Genomic DNA, 19775 nt, shown 5'->3' with positions numbered 1-19775 from the left:
CCTTTAGTTGCGCGCATTCAACACTTCGGCAATATGCATGACGCGGATCGGCTTGCCGAGCCGCCCGATGCGTCCACCGATGTTCATTAAACAGCCGCAGTCAGCGCCGATTAAATAGTCGGCTTCCACTTCTTCGATATGCTCGATTTTTTCATCAACCATTTGTTCGGAAATCGGCCCCATTTTGACGGAAAATGTGCCGCCAAATCCGCAGCATTGATGGGCGTTAGGCAGCGGAACGAGCTCAAGCCCTTTGACATGTTCCAACAGCCGGAACGGCGCGTCTTTGACGCCAAGAAGCCTTGTCATATGACAGGATGTATGGTATGTTGCCCGCCCGTGGAGAGAGGCGCCGACATCCTCGACTTTGAGCACGTCAACGAGAAATTGCGTCAGCTCGTACGTTTTTGCCGCCAGCCGGTTCGCTTTGTCTTCCCATTCCGGGTCGCCCTGGAAAATGTGCGGATACTCTTTCAGCATCGCCGCGCACGAACCGGACGGGGCAACGATGTAGTCGGCATCGGCGAACGCGCGCATCATCTGTTTCATTGCCTCTTTCGCCTCTTTGACATAACCGCTGTTATACGCCGGCTGTCCACAGCACGTTTGCGCCTCCGGGAAATCAACCTCGCAGCCGAGCCGTTCGAGCAGTTCAACGGTCGCTTTGCCGGCGTTCGTATAAAAAAGATCGATGAGGCAAGTGACGAACAATGACACTTTCATTCGTTTCCCTCCTGTTTTTCCCATTAGATGAGCGGGTCATCTGATGACTATATGTCTATTATAAACGATTTTTTCAGATTCGTAGCTCTTTTTTGCAAAAAACGCACTCAGTTTGGCTGCTGAGTGCGAACGTAGCGACGCAACACGTTTTCGACATTGGTCAAATGTTCAAGCATGCGCGCCCGGGCGGCATCTGGATTTTGTTCGCGAATGGCTTCGAAGATCGCTTGGTGCTCGGCGAGCAGCTTTTCAGTCGTTGTCTGTTTGGAAAACAGCCAAATGCGGCGCGTTTCCCGCATTGTTTCAACGATCATGCCGGAAACGCTGTTCATGATGCTTGTAAGCATCGGATTTTGCGACGCCGCGGCGATGGCCATATGAAAGGCCAAATCAGCTTTTTCACCGAGCTCACCGCTGCCGATGCCTTCTTTCATTTGTTTGAGCGCCTTCGCCATCGCCTCAAGGTCGCGCTCTGTCCGCTTGGCAGCTGCAAGCGAGGCGGCGCCCGCCTCAAGCAGCTTGCGCACTTCAAGCAAATGCCAAATATCTTCTTTGTTCATTAAGACAGCCATTGACAACGGAAACGTCATCATCGTTGGATCGAACTCACGCACGTACGTCCCTTCGCCTTGCCGCAGTTCGATCAACCCCATTGCTTTCAAGGCAGTGAGCGCCTCGCGAATGGCGGCGCGCCCAACTTGAAATTGCTCAGCGAGCTGTTGGACGGAATCAAGTTTATCGCCGGGTTTCAGCTCGCCGTTTTTGATCATATCAAAAATCGCTTCGGCCACTTCTTCATAGATTTTTTTCGTTTTGATTCGTTTAAACGCCAATGGTTCCACCTCGACACTCGAATAAAAATAGATTCCCGGTTTCAGGGAATGGATATGCCCGCACTGTTAATTATGATACAGCCAACCAGGGGAGACAAGCGCTTTTTTGTTTATTTGAAAAGGGGGTCAATAAAACAGAAGGTTTGAAAAATTAAAAACACCTATTGTATTTTGCAGAAAACGCTTTTATAATGTGATACAGACGGCGTTTCTTATCCGGTCATCTGATGACTGGAAGAGTGAAGCACAAAGATGAACGGGCGATAGTTTGCAAACGCCGCTAAGTCAGGCACAAAGGGGAGGAGAAAACTGCATGTGGAAGCAGGACTTTACGCCAGTAGCCGACCAGCTTTGGTTATCGGCCATTGTTGCACTCATTCCGATTTTGTATTTCTTTTGGGCGCTGGCTGTCAAGCGGATGAAAGGGCACATCGCTGGGTTGACGACGTTATTGCTTGCTGTTGTGTTGGCTGTAATCGCTTACAGAATGCCTGCTGGAAAAGCGGTTATGTCGGTGACGCAAGGCGCGGTGTACGGATTGTTGCCGATCGGCTGGATCATCATCACCTCTGTCTTTTTATACAAGCTGACGGTGAAAACAGGCCACTTTGACATTATCCGCAATTCGGTCGTCTCGCTCACCGAAGACCGCCGGCTGCAAGCGTTGCTGATTGCCTTTTCGTTTGGCGCCTTTTTGGAAGGGGCAGCTGGGTTTGGCGCGCCGGTGGCGATTTCAGCGGCGCTTCTTGCCGGGTTGGGGTTTAACCCGCTGTATGCCGCGGGCATTTGCTTGATCGCCAACACAGCGCCGGTGGCGTTCGGGGCGGTCGGGATTCCGATCATCTCGATGGAAGGGCCGACTGGCGTGCCGGCGATGGAAATCTCAAAAATGGTCGGGCGGCAACTGCCGTTTTTATCAGTGTTCATCCCGTTCTATCTCGTGCTCATTATGGCCGGGTGGAAAAAGACGGTGGAAGTGTTGCCGGCCATTATCGTTTCCGGTGTTTCGTTCGCGCTGACGCAATATTTGACCTCGAACTTTTTAGGGCCGGAGCTGCCGGACATTTTGTCCTCGCTCGTTTCGATCGTCGCGTTGGCTGTCTTTTTGAAATATTGGAAGCCGAAAAGCACATTCCGCTTTGCAACAGAGTCGGAAGTGGCGGCCGCTGTGCAAGTTGCTCGCGCGACACAACGCGGCGGGGAAGTATTCCGCGCTTGGTCGCCGTTTCTCGTGCTGACGGCGTTGATCTCGCTGTGGGGCATCCCGCAAGTGAAGGCGGCGCTCACCGGCCATTATGAAGGGACAAACGGCTTGTTGAAGTTGGTCAACGCTATCGGCGTCCACTTGACGTTTATGCCGCCTGTGCCGGGGCTCAACAACCAAATTTTGAACCCAAGCGGCCAGCCAATCGCTGCGGTGTATAAGCTTGAGCTGCTCGGCGCGGCTGGGACGGCGATTTTGCTGGCGGCGGTCGTCACAAAGTTCATCATCGGCATCTCGTGGAAAGATTGGGCGCGTACGTTTGTAGAAACGCTTAACGAATTGAAATTCCCGATCATCACGATCGCTTCGGTTGTCGGCTTTGCCTATATCGCCAACTCGTCGGGCATGAGCACGACGCTTGGGATGGCGTTGGCCAAAACAGGCCCGTTGTTCCCGTTCTTCTCGCCGATTTTAGGCTGGCTTGGCGTGTTTATCACCGGTTCCGACACGTCGTCGAACTTGTTGTTTGGCAACTTGCAAAAAGTGACGGCGACATCGATTGGCATGGATCCGGTGCTGGCGTTGGCAGCCAACTCATCAGGCGGCGTTGTCGGGAAAATGATTTCGCCGCAATCGATCGCCGTCGCCTGTGCGGCCGTCGGTTTGACCGGCAAAGAATCCGACTTGTTCCGCTTCACGGTCAAACATAGCGTGTTCTTAATCATCTTGATTGGCATTCTCGTTTACTTGCAATCGACGGTATTGTCGTGGATGATTCCATAACGGCCACAAAGGGGGACGAGGCTTGGTGCGGGTGGAAACAAGGCGCCAAGCCCGGCCCCTTTTCCGCTCTGCGCGGAGGCAAACAATTTCAGAAAGGGTGAGACGATTGATTCCAAATGAGGCAAAGAAACGGCTGATCGAAGTGGTCGGAGCGGAGAACTACGATGACACGAAGGCCGGGCGTCTCGTTTATTCGTATGACGCGACGCCGCAGTTTCAATCGCTGCCTGACGCGGTCATCGCGCCGCGAAATACGCAAGAGGTGGCGGAGATCGCGAAAATTTGCAATGAATACCGGATCCCGATCGTGCCGCGCGGCTCAGGGACGAATCTTTGCGCCGGCACCTGTCCGGTTGAGGGCGGCGTTGTCCTTCTGTTTAAACATATGAACCGCATTTTAGAAATTGATGAGGAAAACTTGACTGCGACCGTTCAGCCGGGGGTTGTGACGCTTGACTTGATGAAAGCTGTTGAGGAAAAAGGGCTGTTTTATCCGCCGGATCCGAGCTCGATGAAAATTTCGACGATTGGCGGCAACATTAATGAAAATTCTGGTGGCTTGCGCGGATTGAAATATGGTGTGACGCGCGATTATGTGCTTGGGCTTGAGGTCGTCCTAGCGAACGGTGATGTGATCCGCACTGGCGGCAAGCTGGCGAAAGACGTCGCCGGCTACGATTTGACCCGCCTGTTTGTCGGATCGGAAGGGACGCTCGGCATCATCACCGAAGCGACGCTAAAGCTCATCCCAATGCCGGAGACAAAGCAGACGATGCTTGCTCTTTATCAAGATTTGGAGGCTGCCGCCCGTTCGGTGTCGAAAATCATCGCGAACAAAATCATTCCGGCGACGCTGGAGTTTTTGGATCAACCAACGTTGGAGGTGGTTGAAGACTACGCCCGCATCGGCTTGCCGACCGATGTGAAAGCGGTTTTGCTGATTGAGCAGGACGGACCGAAGGAAGTTGTCGAGCGCGACATGAAAAAGATGGCCGATATTTGCCGTTCAGAACAGGCTGTGTCTGTCCAGCTCGCTCGCTCAGAAGAAGAGGCGGAAGCGCTGCGGACGGCCAGACGATCCGCGCTGTCGGCGTTGGCGCGCTTGAAGCCGACAACGATTTTGGAAGATGCAACCGTGCCGCGTTCGGAAATTGCCAAGATGGTAAAAGCCATCAATGAGATTGCCGCGAAGTATCAAGTGAAAATTTGCACGTTCGGCCATGCCGGCGACGGCAACTTGCATCCGACGTGTCCGACAGATGCTCGCGATCGTGATGAGATGGAGCGCGTGGAAAAAGCGTTTGAAGAAATTTTTTCCAAAGCGATTGAACTCGGCGGCACGATTACCGGCGAGCACGGCGTCGGGGCGATGAAAGCGCCGTATTTGGAATGGAAGCTCGGCCCGGCCGGCATTGCCGCTATGAAAGCGATCAAACAGGCGCTCGACCCAAACAACATTATGAATCCGGGCAAAGTGTTCGCCAAAAGCACGAGAAAACGGGTGGTGGTGACACGATGACATCGAAGACCGAACAAGCGCTCATTCAAAAAGCGTTTCAAGAGCGGATGGATGAAGATGAGCTGATGAACTGCATGCGCTGTGGCTTTTGCTTGCCATCCTGCCCGACGTATATCGAATCTGGGCGGCAGGAAGCCCAATCGCCGCGCGGGCGGATTGCGTTGATGAAAGCGGTCGTGGACGGCTTGATTGAACCGGACGAGGAAGTGGAACGGGCGCTCAACTTATGTTTAGGCTGCCGGGCGTGCGAACCAGTCTGTCCGTCCGGCGTCCGCTACGGCCATCTTTTGGAAGAGGCGCGCGATATTATTGCCCAGCATAAAAAAATGCCGCTTCCGGTCCGCCTGATCCGCAAGCTTGTCTTTGCCGGATTGTTTCCGCATCAAGAGCGGATGCGCAAAGCTACGGCGCTGCTTGGATGGTACCAGCGCTCCGGGCTGCGGACGTTTGTCCGCAAAATTGGTTTACTCCGTCTGTTGCCGGCATCGTTCCGACAAATGGAGCGCGTTTTGCCGGACGTGCCGACGGCGAAAGAAATGAAAGAGCGCCCGCACCGTCTCGGCCCGGACGGCACGGTGAAAAAACGGGTTGCCTTTTTTGCCGGTTGCTTGATGGATACGATGTTTATGGCGACAAACGATGCGACGCTTCGCCTGTTGCAGCTGGCGGGCTGTGAAGTCATCATCCCGCCGTCGCAAGGGTGCTGCGGGGCGCTGCACGGGCATGGCGGGGAAAAAGCGATGGCGAAAGAGCTGGCGAAACGGAATATCGCCGCGTTTGAACAGTTGGACGTCGATTACATTGTGACGAACGCCGGCGGTTGCGGGGCATTTTTGCTTGAATACGGCCACCTGCTCAAGAATGATCCGCAATGGTGTGAACGGGCCGCGGCGTTTGCGGCGAAGATCAAAGACATCTCGGAAGTGCTCGTGGAACTTGGCTTCGATCAACGGCCGCTTCGCGTCGCTCCGCAAACGGTTACGTATCAAGATTCGTGTCATTTGCGCAACGTGATGAAAACGGTGTCCGCTCCGCGCCGGCTGTTGCGGGCGATTGAAGGGATCGAGTTCCGCGAAATGAAAGACGCCGACCGCTGTTGCGGCTCAGCCGGCATTTACAATCTCGTCGAGCCGGAGATGTCGATGCAAATTTTGGACTATAAGATGGAAATGGCGAAACAAACGAATGCAACGACGATCGTCACTGCCAATCCGGGATGTTTGCTGCAAATGAAGCTTGGCATCGAGAGGGTGGGATGGACAGGAAAAGTCCGTGCGGTCCATATTGTCGATTTGTTGCTCGAAGCGGTCGAAGGAGCACAGGCGGCGAAGGAGGAAGAGCGAATTCGGAAAACGTCATAACGCGGCAGTCTGGCGTTTTCGCCGAATGTCGGTTGTTTGAAGCAAAAAAGAAGGTGTCCCGAAAGCAGTGGGACACCTTTTCCATTATAAAATGCGAGCGGGAAAACCCAGCTCTTTCAAGTTGGGATGAAAGCGAGCATTGGAGTATTATAAAAGGGAGGAGGTGAAATGATGCCCACCATCACCTTGAAATTGGAACTCCACAAGCCAACCAAAGCCAAGCAAGAGATGTATGAGCGGATGTCCGATATCAACACCCAATTTGCGAATTGGCTGTTGGATCATCCCGAGCTGAATAAAGCGACGAGTAAAATTTTTAAAGAGTTTTCGTCACAACGGTTTCCTTCCGCCATTGCCTGCCAGACCATTCGAGACGTAAAGTCTCAAAAGAAACATCAGAAGTCAAAGAAATTTCGCAAACAGTGGTGTTGCTTCAACAATCAAAATTGGAAAGTCAAACGAAAGGGAGAGTTCTACACTGTTTCATTCCCAACATTAGAGAAGCGAATCGGCGTGCCTGTGGTCACGCGCCCCTATCAAGAAGCATGGCTGAATCGACTGCTGGATGGAACCGCCAAACAAGGGGCAGCCAAGCTCTACAAAAAGAAAAAGAAATGGTACTTCGCTGTCGCCATCACGTTTGAAACCAAACAACGGGAAGAAACAAACGTGATGGGGGTTGACCTAGGGCTGCGATATATCGCGGTGGCTAGTGTCGGGACGAAATCGCTGTTTTTCAAAGGAAATCAATGCGCCTTCATTCGCAGGCGATATGCGGCTCTGCGGCGAACATTGGGCAAAGCCAAGAAGCTCCATATGATTCGCAAAATCGGCCATAAAGAGTCCCGCTGGATGAAGGATATGAACCATAAAATCAGCCGTCAAATCGTCCACTTTTAGGCGTGTGGAGTGTCAAGTCTGCTAGAATCATTCGCTGTGCATAAAAATTTTTTGATCTCATGTATAAAAAACGAAAAGGGAGGAAATGAATAATAGCGTAACGTTTTCCAAGTATTCCCCCGATCCCCTATGAAATATAGCATTGGGCTCTCCGGTTTGGGAGGGCCGCTTTTTTTTGCATAATAAAAACCCCCTGTCTATTAAGCGGACTTAATATGACAGAGAGCTTTTCCGACGGAGCTGTTACAGCCGTTTGGCTCCGACATATTTCGTTTTCCAGTAGCTGCTGTTTAAGCTGTCGATTTTCACACCGCGGGAAACGGCATGGATGACTTGATTGTTGCCGATGTAAATAGCTACGTGGGAGACGCCTTTCGTCTGTTTAGAAGTGTCGAAAAACACTAAATCCCCCGGCTGTAATTGGGACTTATGTACGTATGTACCTTTTTTGTACATTTCTCGAGAGGTGCGAGGCAAGGTGACGCCAACTTTTTTATGGGCATAGTAGACAAATCCGGAGCAGTCAAATCCTTTTGGCGTCGTGCCGCCATATCGGTAAGGAGTGCCGATCAGCTTTTTCGCTTCGGTAATGAGCCGTGCTTTGTTGGCGGCTGCATCTGAATTGGAAGTGCTTACAAAGAAGGAGGAAAATAGAACGATCATGGATACGAACAGGAGAGAACACCATTTTTTCATTTTCCCTAACCCCCGACAAAATCTTTTCCGATTCGACGTCTTTTAACTAGAGTATAGCAGAGGAAACTAGACTTGTTTTTTACAGTTGGATTAAATAATGTTACAGCGCCGTTACAAATATAGCACCTCGTCCTAAAGGCTTATACCAATAGATAGATATTTTCGTTTCGGCCGACCTGGATTTATGGCCGCAAGCGTGGAAACGGTGTCTCATACCCAAGTCCTATGACCGACAGATGAATGTCGTAAGCTGTCGAACAAATAGGAACGGTGGAGGGAGGCAGCGCGAAGAATGGCCGTCTTATAATGAAAGCAAAGCGTCGAAGAATCGATGACGGTGATGGATGATGTCGAATCAACTTGAATATATCTTGTATATCTTGGGCCTTTTTTTGACGGTCGGCGGTGTCTATGTATACGGCCATTGGATGGCAAAACGGCATTGGGGAGGCATCCCATGGCTGGCGGCGCCGAGACTGACTGTTGTGTTTGCCACCGTTTCCCTGCTTTTTTTGGGGGCAGGGATGATCTATATCAATTATGCTGAAAAACAAGAACATCGTGAATATGAGGAAGCCGCAAAGCAAATCGCCGGCATGATCGCCGGCGATTTGGTCGCCATGGGGCACGAACGGCTCGATGAAAGGGCGGAACATCTGCCTGCGTATCACGTGGTGATGGCGGTGCTGGAGCGTTGGCAACATTACGGCCGCGTGTTGAGCGTGTATACGTTAAAAAAGAATGAGCGCGGTGAGCTATATTTCGTTGCAGCGCCAGCGACTGACTACAATCGGAACGGCCGCATCGACGGCCAAAAGGAACAAGCTGTTCCGCCTGGGACGGTTTACCGCCGCCATTTTCCAGAGATCGAAGAGGCGTTCCGCGGCCGGTTTGCGATGGAACAGCACCCGACAACAGACGAATGGGGAAGAAGCATCAGCGCGTTTATGCCGATCCGTCAACCGGACGGGACGGTGGATGCGGTTGTTGGCATCGATTTTGATGCCAAAACGTATGAGCAACATTTGCAGCGAGGGCGGCAACAGGCGATGTGGACGATGATGGCCATGTTTTTGGCGTCAGCGGTTGCCTATTTGCTCGCTTTGCATCAACAAATGGAACGGAAGGCGTTGGCTGTCTATAAAAAAACGCTCGCATCCAACGAGCATCGGCTGCGGCGGCTGGCGGAAATGACGATGGAAGGGCTGATCGTCTATGCGCACGGGAAAGTCGTTGAGGTCAATGAAGCGGCGTGCCGCCTGCTCGGCTATTCGGAAAGCGAGCTGATTCATTTGCCGATCGGGGATTTAGTCGTTGACGGGTCAATGAAACTGAATCGTCCGCATGAGGAACCGGAGCGCTTTGAAATCGAGCTGCGCCGAAAAGACGGCACCGCATTTCCGGCGGAAATCGTCCGGCGCCGCTACGATTATGAAGGGGAAAAAGTGACGGTGGCCGCTGTCCGCGATTTGACAGAACAAAAACAAAACGAAGAGCGGATTCGTTATATCGCCAACCATGACGAACTGACCGGGCTGCCGAACAAGGAGGCGATGTATAAAGCGGTGGAGCGTTGCCTTGCTGAGGCGAAACAGCATCGTCATGAAATGGCAGTCATATTTTTAGAAGTGAGTGGGATTAAAACGATCAACGATTTTTATGGCTACGCTGTCGGGGACGAAGTGCTCCTCCATTTGGCGCAAGAATGGAAAGAAAAGCAAGGAATGGCCATCGGGCGCTGGAGCGGGAATGAGTTCATCGCAGTAGTGTCAAACAGCACACATCAAAAGGCTGAAGAAATGGCGAAACAGCTCATTGAGGTGGCCGACGAACCGATTGTCGTCAATGGGATGGAATTGTATGTGACCGTGAACATCGGCATCAGCGTCTACCCAAAAGATGGGGAGGATGCAAAAACGTTGATTCGCAAGGCGGATATTGCTCGCTACGAGGTGCGAAAAAAAGCGGCGAGCGATTTTCTCTTTTTCACTGAGCCGATGGCGATTCGTCTCCATGAAAAGATGGCGATGGAACGCGACTTGCGGCGTGCGCTTGAAAATGAGGAATTTGAATTATACTATCAGCCGCAAATTCGGCTTCACGACCAGCAAGTGATCGGCATGGAGGCGTTGATTCGCTGGCGCCATCCGGAAAAAGGGATGGTTTCGCCGTCATTGTTTATCCCTGTTGCCGAACAGACCGGCATGATCATCCCGATCAACGAATGGGTCATCCGCACGGCTTGTGAACAGACGAAGCAACTGCTTGATCGTTTTCCTGACTTGTCCGTTTCCATCAACTTATCGCCATATGAATTTGAAAGCCGCCGATTTGTGGATAAACTCGCCCGCCTGCTCGCCGACGCCGGGCTGCCGCCGCACCATTTAGATCTGGAAATTACGGAGCGGATGACCATGGATACAGAACGTGCGCTTGATATTCTCTCGAAACTGAAGGGGCTTGGTGTGACGATCAGCATGGATGATTTCGGCACCGGCTACAGTTCGCTCAGCTACTTGACGGATTTGCCGATCGATCGGCTGAAGATCGACCGTTCGTTCGTTCAGCATATTCAAGGAAAAAAAGATGTCATCTTGCCGGCGATCATCCGCCTCGGGCATAATATAGGTGTAAAGGTGCTGGCTGAAGGGGTCGAAACGGAGACCGAAGCGGCTTATTTGCAAGGAAAACGGTGCGACGAGGCGCAAGGCTATTATTTTTCCCCGCCGCTTCCGTATGACGAGCTCGTCCGGTTTTTAAACGAGCAGCGCGTGAGGCGGCAGGCACAGGAGCTGACGTAACATGGACGGATTTTGGCGCATCGCCGAGGAGAAAATTCGCGAGGCGATGAAAAACGGCGAGTTCGACAACTTGCCCGGCTTCGGCAAACCGCTTGAGATTGAAGACCTTTCCCGCATTCCAGAGGAGTTGCGACTCGGGTATTTGTTGCTGAAAAACGCCGGCTATGTGAGGGAAGAAGCGGAGTTGCGCAAAGAGCTTTTGACGCTCGAGGACTTGCTTCGTTGCTGCGAGGATGATGAGGAAAAACGGGAGCTGGAGAAAAAGCGGACGGAAAAGCAGCTTCGGTTTGCGGAACTGATGAAGAAACGGGGGCAGACAAACTCGAAGGCATTGCGCGACTACGGGCGGCGCATTGAAGAGAAATTTCGCTAGACGATTCCTTAATATCCTGAGGAAACACGATTTTTTTGCGGGTTTCCTCATTTTTTATGCAAAGATGTCCAAAAAACGGGGAAAATAAGGAAGGAGTAAATGATCGGAAAGGAGGCAGCGCAAAGGAGGGAAAATAAAGAATGATTGATCCCAGCTGTCTAGTCGTTGATGGATCGTGAATGAAATGAAAAAAGGAGTGCACATGATGAGAAAATTATGGGTTGCCTTTTTTGCTTCGCTCGTTCTGGCGATGCCGTCATGGGTGTCTGCTCGAAGCCATGCAGGCGGGGGGGGCGATGTGCATTTGCCGGTCGGCCATATGTGGAAGCATGAGGGACTTGACGAGCAAAAGTGGATGGAGATGGTCCAAAAATATACGCCTGAGCAGGAAGAAGAATGGAAAAAAGTGCTGGATGAGCGGAACGCGTTGCGTCAGCAGTTGAACGATGAAAATGTGAAACAGGCCATCAAAGAAAAGTGCAAAAAGATGAAAAAAGAGCGCGAAGCAGCGCTTGACCGGCTCATCGATCAGCTAGTCGATAAAAAAATCACAAAAGAACAGTTTAAGAAAGAATGGAAACAGTTACATAAAAAGAAACAGTGGATGACGAAAGAAGAAAAACAGCAGCTTCATCTGCTTCATGAACAAACGAGACAGGCTATGGAGAACAATGATCAGGAGGCCATGAAAAAACTGCTCCCGCAATGGCTCGATCATATGAAAAAGAAAAATGAACGGTTGGCGAAATGGCTTCAGGAAGTGAAACAAGGATGATATAATGAAGAAAAAGGCCGTGTTCGATGCACGGCTTCTTTTTTTCTTCATCTTGCTTTTCAGCGAATGTTGCGGCGGACAATGGCTTCGTCAACAGTTCACAGCTCGAGTGCAAGCGATCAAGGAAAAGAGCCGTGTTCGTTGGTCGAGAGGATCGGGCCCAAAACCGGCCAAAGGAGCGTCTGTATTGCGGGAGGAGAAAGCGATGGGATATCCAGTGATTCTTCAGCTTCGCGGCCGCCGGGCGGTCGTTGTCGGCGGCGGGAAGGTGGCGGCAAGGAAAATTCATGGATTGTTAGAGGCAGGGGCGGAAATCGTGATGATTGCGCCTGAAGCGGAGCCGGAGCTTCAAGCGTTGGCCGCGGGGGGGATGATCGTTTGGAAGAAAAAGCGGTTTGACCGAGACGATTTGGCGGGGGCCTTTTTGGTGATTGCCGCGACGAACGATCGCAAGGTGAATGAAGCGGTGACGCAAGCAGCAGCACCCGGTCAACTCGTAAATGTCGTGGATGATCCGGAGCGGTGTGATTTTCACGTTCCCGCTGTTGTCCGCCGCGGTCCGCTCACAATTGCCGTGTCGACCGGGGGGGCAAGTCCGGCGGTTGCTCGCCGCATTCGCCGCGAGCTTGAGGAGCAGTATGGCGAAGAGTACAGGCCGTATCTTGAGTTTTTGCAGCGGGCCCGCGGCATCGTATTGCGCGAAGTGGAGGACGCTGAGGGACGGAAGCGGCTGTTTCAGGCGCTCGCTGCTGATTCCTTCCGGCAGCGCGGCCGATGGGATGAAGAGTTGGCTCAGCTATTGGCGAACGAAAAAAAACGAAACGGGGAAAGAGGGGAAGAGCAATGAACATTCCGATGTATATTGTCGATGCGTTCACCGACCGGCCGTTTGCCGGCAACCCGGCAGCCGTCTGCTTGTTGCCGCAGCCGGTTGGGGATGAGTGGATGCAGCGTGTTGCCGCAGAAATGAATTTGTCTGAGACGGCCTTTTTAGTTCCACATGAGGGCGGCTATCGTCTGCGCTGGTTTACCCCTAAAGCAGAGGTTGATTTGTGCGGCCATGCAACTTTGGCGAGTGCCCATGTGCTGTGGGAGCGCGGGGAACACCGCCGAGATGAAGCGATTGCCTTTTTCACGAACAGCGGAGTATTGACGGCTATAAACAACGATGGTTGGATTCGGCTCGATTTTCCGAACGAAACGCCAGTGCGGGTTGAGTCGCCTCCTGCTGCGCTTGTTGGTGCCTTGCCAGCTGAACCGCTGTTTATCGGGCGCAACCGGTTCGATTATTTGGTGGAAATCGGCTCAGAACAGGAGGTACGCAGACTGACCCCGGATTTCCGCCTGCTTCAAGAAGTAGATGCGCGCGGCATCATTGTGACAAGCCGTTCAACGGCAGAAGAAATGGATTTTGTATCGCGGGCCTTTTTTCCAGCTCTCGGTGTGCCGGAAGACCCGGTTACCGGCTCCGCTCACTGTTGCCTCGGGCCGTATTGGGCGGACAAGCTTGGGAAAACGACGTTAGTCGGCTACCAAGCTTCAGCCCGAGGCGGCATTGTGCGGGTGATGGTGGCAGGCGAGAGGGTTCAGCTCGAAGGAAAAGCCGTCACCGTGCTGAAAGGGGATCTGGCCGCCGAGGCCGCTTTCGGATTGCAACCCATCTGAAACATTCCAGCGGAAACAATGCCTGTTCCGGATTCGGTTGGGCGGGCTGGTGTTTTCTTCACTGCCTATGCCAACGAAAAAGGCGCCCAAGCCTCACGTGAAAGGCGGGCTTCCTTTTTTCGGCGGCGGGCCGGCCGTGCCGGTTCAGCCAGCTTGGAGGTGCGGCCGGCGCCTGTATACGTTTAGTCATCCCACCGATACGTCCAAAACCGTTCCGTTTTGAGCCAAGCAAGCGCATCGCCGCGTTTGGATGCCGCCTGCATCAGTCCTTCGGTTTGCGAACGGTGGGCGCGAATGGCGGCCAGCTTCGTATCGATCACCGAGCTGACATCGCGCACGACATCCGGCTGGCCAAGGTCTTGTTCGCAGTTTTTCGCAAACGCAACGCAATGGACGGTTGGCCGTTCTTCTTTCGGCCAGCGCTTTAAGGCGCGGATGACAGCGGCTCCACACGCATCATGGTCGGGGTGGACGCTGTAGCCGGGGTAAAACGTAATGACAAGCGATGGATTCGTTTCCGCCACGATGGCGGCGATCCGGTCAGCCAGCTCTTCTTCATCCTCAAACTCGACCGTCTTGTCGCGATAGCCGAGCAGGCGCAAATCATGAATGCCGAGAATGCGGCATGCTTCCTCCAGTTCTTGCTTGCGGATGTGTGGAAGCGTTTCGCGGTTGGCAAACGGAGGCACGCCCATATTGCGCCCCATTTCTCCGAGCGTCAAGCAAGCGTACGTCACCGGCGTGCCGTTTTGCGCATGCTCGGCAATCGTTCCCGACACGCCGAACGCTTCATCGTCTGGGTGGGGAAAAACAACGAGCACATGTCGTTCGTTCAACGGAACTCCCTCCTTACACAAACGGTTCGTCGCTTAGTTCGAGGGCGACGGCCAATTTCCCTTGATCATCATGGCCTGCCAACAGTAATTGTCCTTTTTCTGTCCATTCCCAATGGGTCAGCCCTTCTGCGTACACCCAGCCAAGATCAAGCTTCAGTCCGACGCGGTATGGCCCGGGGCCGGTGATCTTGCCGCGGGTGAAGCGGATGCAGGCGTTGCGGATGTAGGCGCCGACGGAATAAAAGCCTTCGTTATGATGGGAGGCGTATGCTCCGTTCGTCGTTTCCAAATGAATATACACGTCACGATTGGCAAAACGATTCAGCGCCTCTTGCACGGCGGCCGTGTCGATCGGTTGCAAGCGGCTCCCTCCTTGCTGTTTGTTTTTCTATTATTGTACATGACCGAGGCGTGTGAGCGGAAATATTTCGACTTCTATTGTATAATCAAAATAGAGACACATCTTGGACTCATCCGCACCTACAAAGCGTTGAATGCTGATTCAACGAAAGAAAGGTGATGATCGATGGGGTTTCAAGGCAATGGTGTCACGATGCTTAATTTTGACGGCGTGTACCGGCCGCAAAAGCGGCTGTTTCAGTTTCCGCACGAATGGGTCGATCTCACTGATGTACCGGAGACGAATTTGTATTGCAGCGAAGTGGCGCTTGCTGAAATTGAGCGGCGGCTTGAGCGGCGGCGGAAGCGCGGGGCGGTGCTGATCGGCAGCGGAAACTACCATTATGTCACATATTTATTGCTTAAAGAGATCAACGAACCGTTTACGCTCGTTCTTTTTGACCGCCATACGGATGCTGAAGAAGGAGATGATGTCATTTCGTGCGGCTCATGGGTCTCCTATGCACTTAAGCATCCGCGGCTGCAAAAAGTCGTTATCGTTGGCCCAACTGCTTCTTCGCATCAACTCCGTTTATCTCCGAACATGACTGTTCTTCCATTTGATGATCATGATGAATGGCCAAAAGCGCTCATCGAGACCATCCCGACCGGAAGCATCTATATCAGCATCGATAAAGACGCTCTTCGCCGCGAAGACGCGGTCACGAACTGGGATCAAGGAGTGATTCCGCTATCCCGGCTGCTCGCCTGCCTCCGATTGCTCTTATTCCATAAAAAAGTGCTCGGCGTAGACATATGCGGCGAGTACCCGCCATCCGCTGTCGACGTGTTCGACCCGCTTTGTCGCGAAGCGCGGCGAAAAAATGAACAGGCGAACATGGCCATTTTGGAAACATGTTTCCATTATGCAGCGCCGCATTTGCGGCCGGCGTAATCGAGCGGCGAGAAGAGCGGGAAAGGCAGCACCGTTTTTGGTTTGGCGGTCAGAAAAGCAAGGGAGACGCTGTCCCTTCGGATTTTGGCGAGCGGGCCGGCGCTTCTGTCGGCTCGATGGCTGAAAAAGCCGGGAAGGCCGCTGCTTGAGGGGATGAGCCTAGTTGTCAAAAGCCGCTCCCGTACATAATGCGAAATTGTTTTTCATCGGGGCGGACATCGTGCGGCTCGATGTGCATGCGGGCGACTTTGGCAAACATCGTTCCGGCTTCAATGGTGTTCAAAAAGAGTTGAAGGGCGCTTTCATTCCCCTGAACTTCCATTTCCACTGTTCCGTCATCATTGTTTTTCACCCAACCGGTCAGCTGGCGCTTCAATGCTTCGTGTTGGACGAAGTATCGAAACCCGACGCCTTGCACGCGCCCTTCCACGATGACATGAACTCTTTTCACGCCGATGAGTCCTCCTTTATCACGGTTGTTCTGCTTCTATCATATAATAGATGAGGTCGAAAGTACATGAAAAAAGGAGCTTGATGGTTCAAGCTCCTTTTTTTACGGATGATAGCGATGATACTTGTTGTTGAATGTGCAGCACAAGCCGCGGGTGATAGCCTAGGTAAGAGCATAAACGCCACTGCTTGTCGGAAACAGAGAACCCTTGCAACTTCCGTTCGATCGTTTTCATTAAGACGCCGGTAAACAATAAGTACGGGACGACAAACACACGCCGATACGCCGATGCATGGGCTCGTTCGAGCCCTTCATCAAGCGTCGGGCGGATGGCAGCGAGAAAACAAACGTCCACGTGCGGCACGTTTGTTTTTTCTTTTAAAAGTGCGGCGATGGCGGACATGTCGCGTTTCGTGTCGGGATCGCTGCTGCCGCGGCCGACAAGAAGGATCATCGATTCGCCGTCAAGCGGTGCGGACTGTTCGCTGATGCGGTCGATAATGATGTCGATCATTGTTTCATGGACGCCGAACGGAGCGCCGCAGAGGATATCAACGGACGGATGGCGCCGTCTCGCGATGTCCAATGCCGCTGGAATATCGTGTTTGGCATGCCCTGCGGAAAGAAGGAGAAGCGGAACGACGATGACGCGTGTCGCCCCTTGGGCGACACAACGGTCAACGCCGGTGACAATGTCCGGTTCCGCGAGCTCGACAAAGCATAGCTCTTGAATCGGAATATCGATGGTCCTCCGGCACTGTTCGACGAAACGCGCCGCTTCATGGCGCGCAGCGGCAATGCGGCTGCCGTGGCTGACGTACAAAACAGCTTCCATCGCCATCGCCTCACGATGTTGCGCCAGCGGCTGCGGATGACGCGAGCAACTGCTCAAACCATTGAATGTTGGCCCGCAGCCGGACGACGTCTCCGATAATGATCATGCTCGGATTTTGGATGTTTTCTTTGGCGACGACGGCCGCGATCGTCGCGAGCGTGCCGGTGACGGTGCGCTGAGCAGTTGTCGTTCCCCATTCGATGACCGCCGCCGGCGTCTCCGGCGCTTTTCCATATTTCATCAGCTGGCCGCAAATGTATGGCAAGTGATGAACCCCCATGTAAATGGAGATCGTATCGATGCCTTTGGCGAGGCTTTCCCATTTGATCTCGTCACGACTTCCGTCGCGCCGATGCCCGGTGACAAAGGCGACGCTTGAGCTGAACGCGCGATGGGTGACAGGGATGCCGGCATAAGCCGCCGCCGCGATGGCGGAGGTGATGCCGGGAACGATCTCAAATTCGATCCCATGTTTGGCCAGCGCCTCGGCCTCTTCGCCGCCGCGCCCGAACACGAACGGATCGCCGCCCTTTAAGCGGACGACCGTTTTTCCTTTTTTGGCATGCCAGACGAGCGCATGGTTGATCGTTTCCTGCTGCATGGCATGGAAGCCGGGCAGCTTGCCGCAAAAGATGAGTTCGGCGTCCGGCTTGGCATATGAAAGCAACTCTTCATTGATGAGACGGTCGTACAAAATGACATCCGCCTGCTGGATGCATTTTAATCCTTTGACGGTAATGAGTTCCGGGTCGCCGGGGCCGGCGCCGACAAGATACACTTTGCCCATCGTTGTTTCAGCCCCTTCGTGCATGATTCAGCCAGCCGCCGGAAAGCGGCATGGATGCTCGGCTGCTTTTATTGTAAATGGTCTGCCTTGGGATGAAAACGACCTTGTCAAATGACCTCCCGTTCTTTTTTGGCAGGGGATGAGGGAATTAGTCTGTTTTCGCGGCCGGGATCATTCCTCGCTTGCGCAGGTAGGCGAGCACTTGCTCGGCACATTCGTCAACCGAATAACGGTGTGTTTCGATCGTCAGCTCCGGTGCTTCCGGCGCTTCGTACGGCGAGTCGATGCCCGTAAATTCACGGATTTCCCCGCGGCGGGCTTTTTGATACAGCCCTTTCGGGTCGCGTTTTTCGCATTCTTCAAGCGGGCAGTTGACGTAAATTTCGATGAACTCGTCTTCTTCGACTAAGCGGCGGACGAGCGCCCGGTCTTCGGCAAACGGCGAGATGAACGCCGTCAGCACAAACTGGCCGCTGTCGACAAACAGCTTCGCCACTTCGCCGATGCGGCGGATGTTTTCCGTCCGGTCGGCGGCGGAAAAGCCGAGATCTTTATTGAGCCCGTGCCGGATGTTGTCGCCGTCTAAGACGTAATTCTGAATGCCGAGCTCAAACAGTCGTCTGGAGACGGCGTTGGCCACCGTCGATTTGCCGGAGCCGGACAGCCCGGTGAACCAAAGGATGGCGCTATGATGGCCGTTGCGCTTGCGCCGGTCTTCTTTTGTGACCGATGTGTGATGCCAAACGATGTTCGTGCTCATCGCGATCCTCCTTTAGCGCGCTGACGGGGCGACCGTTTCGCGTTCTTGCAGCCCTTTGATCAAGACGGCGGCCACTTCCGGACGGCTGAACGTGCTCGGCGGCACTTGGCCGTTGCGCAGCATTTCACGAACTTTCGTGCCGGAAAGGACGACATGGTATTTCGCGTCATGCGGACACGTTTTTGTCGATGCCATCCCTTCGCATTTCGTGCAGTAAAAGCTATGTTCGAAAAAGAGCGGCGTAATGCCAAGCTCTTCAGCCGTAAAGTTCAAGAAGATTTTTTGCGCATCATACGTACCGTAATAATTGCCGACACCAGCGTGGTCGCGGCCGACGATGAAGTGCGTGCAGCCGAAATTTTTGCGCACCATCGCGTGGAAAATGGCTTCACGCGGACCGGCATAGCGCATCGCTGCTTGGAAGACGCCGAGGAAAACGCGGTCTTTCGGGTAATAGTTTTCCAGCAGCACTTGATAGCTTTCCATCCGGATGTCAGCCGGAATATCGTCCGCTTTCGTTTCGCCGACGAGTGGGTTTAAAAACAGGCCATCAACGATCTCGAGCGCGCATTTTTGAATGTATTCATGGGCGCGGTGAACCGGATTGCGCGTTTGGAAGCCGACAACGGTGTTCCAGCCAAACTCAGCAAACTTTTTCCGCGTTTCCGCTGGATCAAAATAAAACGCGGCGAATTGGCCTTTGTCGGTCCGTTTGACAAGCGTAATCTCCCCGCCGACATACACATCCGGCTTTTCAAACAGTTTGCGCACACCTGGGTGAGCAAGTTCATCCGTTTTATAAACGAGCTTCGCTTCTTTCGTTTTGTCTGGGCGGTAAATGTCAGCAATCTCAATGACGCCGTAGACGTCGCCATGATAAACGAGTTTCGCCTTATCGCCGACGGCGAGCTCTTTCGCTTTTTCTTCTGTTACCGCGAGCGTGATCGGAATGCTCCAGACGGTGCCGTCAGAAAGACGCATTGTTTCAACAACCGCGTCGTAATCCGTTTTCGTTAAAAAACCAGTGAGGGGGCTGTAGGCGCCCGTTCCGATTAGCTCCAAGTCGCTCAGTTCGGCTTTGGAGAGCTCGATCGTTTTGGTCGCCTCATCAAGTGGATAGTCCGGATTCCAACGATTGATTAATGTACCGCCATGCGGGGTGCTTAAGCTCATGTTCAT

General features: G+C 53.1%; 19 protein-coding genes and 1 pseudogene. 10 read left to right on the top strand and 10 right to left on the bottom strand.

All coding sequences use genetic code 11. The annotated features are described in order from the left end of the window. Window positions 1-3: 3 nt before the first annotated feature. Together BRO54_RS03825 and BRO54_RS03820 are read right to left on the bottom strand one after the other, a co-directional pair. Entirely contained in the window at window positions 4-723 is a 720-nt protein-coding gene (locus BRO54_RS03825) for a (Fe-S)-binding protein (protein WP_047817765.1), read from the bottom strand. Between the two features lie 107 nt (window positions 724-830). Next, the gene (locus BRO54_RS03820; RefSeq protein WP_066234744.1) at window positions 831-1556 is read right to left on the bottom strand and encodes a FadR/GntR family transcriptional regulator; all 726 of its coding nucleotides are present in this window, start codon (window positions 1554-1556) and stop codon (window positions 831-833) included. 313 nt (window positions 1557-1869) lie between these two features. On the opposite strand from BRO54_RS03820, the gene BRO54_RS03815 reads away from it, so the two are divergent. From BRO54_RS03815 to BRO54_RS03800, 4 genes and pseudogenes are all read left to right on the top strand, one after another. Further along, window positions 1870-3543: an L-lactate permease gene (locus BRO54_RS03815; protein WP_033024676.1), complete on the top strand. Its 1674-nt coding sequence runs from the start codon at window positions 1870-1872 to the stop codon at window positions 3541-3543. A gap of 106 nt (window positions 3544-3649) precedes the next feature. Beyond that, entirely contained in the window at window positions 3650-5062 is a 1413-nt protein-coding gene (gene glcD / locus BRO54_RS03810) for a glycolate oxidase subunit GlcD (RefSeq protein WP_033024678.1), read from the top strand. Further along, window positions 5059-6423, top strand: a complete 1365-nt coding sequence (locus tag BRO54_RS03805) for a (Fe-S)-binding protein (RefSeq protein ID WP_033024682.1) — start codon at window positions 5059-5061, stop codon at window positions 6421-6423. Before glcD ends, BRO54_RS03805 begins: the two co-directional genes overlap by 4 nt. A 171-nt stretch (window positions 6424-6594) precedes the next feature. Continuing rightward, window positions 6595-7320 (top strand): annotated as a pseudogene (locus tag BRO54_RS03800) (transposase); the annotation flags it as partial. 246 nt (window positions 7321-7566) lie between these two features. Here the strand turns inward: BRO54_RS03800 and BRO54_RS03795 are convergent. Further along, window positions 7567-8019 (bottom strand): C40 family peptidase, encoded by a 453-nt coding sequence (locus tag BRO54_RS03795; RefSeq protein WP_033024683.1) that lies wholly within the window; start codon window positions 8017-8019, stop codon window positions 7567-7569. Window positions 8020-8363: 344 nt separating this feature from the next. Here BRO54_RS03795 and BRO54_RS03790 point away from each other — a divergent pair, with 344 nt between their 5' ends. The 5 genes from BRO54_RS03790 to BRO54_RS03770 all read left to right on the top strand — a co-directional run bounded on the left by BRO54_RS03790 (window position 8364) and on the right by BRO54_RS03770 (window position 13633). Next, window positions 8364-10820 (top strand): putative bifunctional diguanylate cyclase/phosphodiesterase, encoded by a 2457-nt coding sequence (locus tag BRO54_RS03790; protein ID WP_033024684.1) that lies wholly within the window; start codon window positions 8364-8366, stop codon window positions 10818-10820. A 1-nt stretch (window position 10821) separates the two neighbouring features. Beyond that, window positions 10822-11193: a DnaJ family domain-containing protein gene (locus BRO54_RS03785; RefSeq protein ID WP_013144260.1), complete on the top strand. Its 372-nt coding sequence runs from the start codon at window positions 10822-10824 to the stop codon at window positions 11191-11193. Window positions 11194-11398: 205 nt separating this feature from the next. Further along, the gene (locus BRO54_RS03780; protein WP_033024685.1) at window positions 11399-11968 is read left to right on the top strand and encodes a PX domain-containing protein; all 570 of its coding nucleotides are present in this window, start codon (window positions 11399-11401) and stop codon (window positions 11966-11968) included. Window positions 11969-12173: 205 nt separating this feature from the next. Beyond that, window positions 12174-12815 (top strand): precorrin-2 dehydrogenase/sirohydrochlorin ferrochelatase family protein, encoded by a 642-nt coding sequence (locus BRO54_RS03775; protein ID WP_033024742.1) that lies wholly within the window; start codon window positions 12174-12176, stop codon window positions 12813-12815. Continuing rightward, window positions 12812-13633, top strand: a complete 822-nt coding sequence (locus BRO54_RS03770; protein WP_033024686.1) for a PhzF family phenazine biosynthesis protein — start codon at window positions 12812-12814, stop codon at window positions 13631-13633. Before BRO54_RS03775 ends, BRO54_RS03770 begins: the two co-directional genes overlap by 4 nt. Window positions 13634-13815: 182 nt before the next feature. Here the strand turns inward: BRO54_RS03770 and bshB2 are convergent, their stop codons facing one another. Together bshB2 and BRO54_RS03760 are read right to left on the bottom strand one after the other, a co-directional pair. Continuing rightward, a complete protein-coding gene (bshB2, locus tag BRO54_RS03765) occupies window positions 13816-14469 on the bottom strand; it encodes a bacillithiol biosynthesis deacetylase BshB2 (protein ID WP_023633711.1) in 654 nt (217 codons plus the stop codon). Window positions 14470-14482: 13 nt separating this feature from the next. After that, window positions 14483-14830, bottom strand: coding sequence for a YojF family protein (locus BRO54_RS03760; protein WP_033024687.1), 348 nt, complete (start codon window positions 14828-14830; stop codon window positions 14483-14485). 165 nt (window positions 14831-14995) lie between these two features. Between BRO54_RS03760 and BRO54_RS03755 the strand changes: the two genes are divergently transcribed. Beyond that, entirely contained in the window at window positions 14996-15763 is a 768-nt protein-coding gene (locus tag BRO54_RS03755) for an arginase family protein (RefSeq protein WP_033024688.1), read from the top strand. Between the two features lie 166 nt (window positions 15764-15929). Here BRO54_RS03755 and BRO54_RS03750 read toward each other — a convergent pair whose 3' ends face one another. From BRO54_RS03750 to sat, 5 genes are all read right to left on the bottom strand, one after another. Further along, window positions 15930-16214, bottom strand: coding sequence for an acylphosphatase (locus tag BRO54_RS03750; protein ID WP_033024692.1), 285 nt, complete (start codon window positions 16212-16214; stop codon window positions 15930-15932). A gap of 88 nt (window positions 16215-16302) precedes the next feature. Further along, window positions 16303-17049, bottom strand: a complete 747-nt coding sequence (locus BRO54_RS03745) for a sirohydrochlorin chelatase (RefSeq protein WP_033024693.1) — start codon at window positions 17047-17049, stop codon at window positions 16303-16305. 10 nt (window positions 17050-17059) lie between these two features. Next, on the bottom strand, window positions 17060-17836 hold the full coding sequence (gene cobA / locus BRO54_RS03740) for a uroporphyrinogen-III C-methyltransferase (protein ID WP_033024694.1): 777 nt from the start codon (window positions 17834-17836) through the stop codon (window positions 17060-17062). A 148-nt stretch (window positions 17837-17984) separates the two neighbouring features. Beyond that, the gene (cysC, locus tag BRO54_RS03735; RefSeq protein WP_033024696.1) at window positions 17985-18596 is read right to left on the bottom strand and encodes an adenylyl-sulfate kinase; all 612 of its coding nucleotides are present in this window, start codon (window positions 18594-18596) and stop codon (window positions 17985-17987) included. Window positions 18597-18608: 12 nt separating this feature from the next. Continuing rightward, complete coding sequence (gene sat, locus BRO54_RS03730) at window positions 18609-19769, bottom strand: sulfate adenylyltransferase (protein WP_033024697.1); 1161 nt, start codon at window positions 19767-19769, stop codon at window positions 18609-18611. Window positions 19770-19775 lie beyond the last annotated feature (6 nt).

The sequence above is a fragment of the Geobacillus proteiniphilus genome, from assembly GCF_001908025.1.
GTDB lineage: Bacteria > Bacillota > Bacilli > Bacillales > Anoxybacillaceae > Geobacillus > Geobacillus proteiniphilus.
Note: the sequence above shows the minus strand (reverse complement) of the source record. Positions and strands in the feature narration are given on the sequence as shown.

Excerpts from the sequence above, each read along its gene's own strand:
- BRO54_RS03745 (WP_033024693.1), bottom strand. The coding sequence starts at position 17,049 with ATGGAAGCTGTTTTGTACGTCAGCCACGGCAGCCGCATTGCCGCTGCG.
- BRO54_RS03755 (WP_033024688.1), top strand. The coding sequence starts at position 14,996 with ATGGGGTTTCAAGGCAATGGTGTCACGATGCTTAATTTTGACGGCGTG.
- BRO54_RS03775 (WP_033024742.1), top strand. The coding sequence starts at position 12,174 with ATGGGATATCCAGTGATTCTTCAGCTTCGCGGCCGCCGGGCGGTCGTT.
- BRO54_RS03815 (WP_033024676.1), top strand. The coding sequence starts at position 1,870 with ATGTGGAAGCAGGACTTTACGCCAGTAGCCGACCAGCTTTGGTTATCG.
- BRO54_RS03785 (WP_013144260.1), top strand. The coding sequence starts at position 10,822 with ATGGACGGATTTTGGCGCATCGCCGAGGAGAAAATTCGCGAGGCGATG.
- BRO54_RS03770 (WP_033024686.1), top strand. The coding sequence starts at position 12,812 with ATGAACATTCCGATGTATATTGTCGATGCGTTCACCGACCGGCCGTTT.
- BRO54_RS03780 (WP_033024685.1), top strand. The coding sequence starts at position 11,399 with ATGAGAAAATTATGGGTTGCCTTTTTTGCTTCGCTCGTTCTGGCGATG.
- BRO54_RS03805 (WP_033024682.1), top strand. The coding sequence starts at position 5,059 with ATGACATCGAAGACCGAACAAGCGCTCATTCAAAAAGCGTTTCAAGAG.
- cobA (WP_033024694.1), bottom strand. The coding sequence starts at position 17,836 with ATGGGCAAAGTGTATCTTGTCGGCGCCGGCCCCGGCGACCCGGAACTC.
- BRO54_RS03825 (WP_047817765.1), bottom strand. The coding sequence starts at position 723 with ATGAAAGTGTCATTGTTCGTCACTTGCCTCATCGATCTTTTTTATACG.
- BRO54_RS03795 (WP_033024683.1), bottom strand. The coding sequence starts at position 8,019 with ATGAAAAAATGGTGTTCTCTCCTGTTCGTATCCATGATCGTTCTATTT.
- cysC (WP_033024696.1), bottom strand. The coding sequence starts at position 18,596 with ATGAGCACGAACATCGTTTGGCATCACACATCGGTCACAAAAGAAGAC.
- sat (WP_033024697.1), bottom strand. The coding sequence starts at position 19,769 with ATGAGCTTAAGCACCCCGCATGGCGGTACATTAATCAATCGTTGGAAT.
- BRO54_RS03790 (WP_033024684.1), top strand. The coding sequence starts at position 8,364 with ATGATGTCGAATCAACTTGAATATATCTTGTATATCTTGGGCCTTTTT.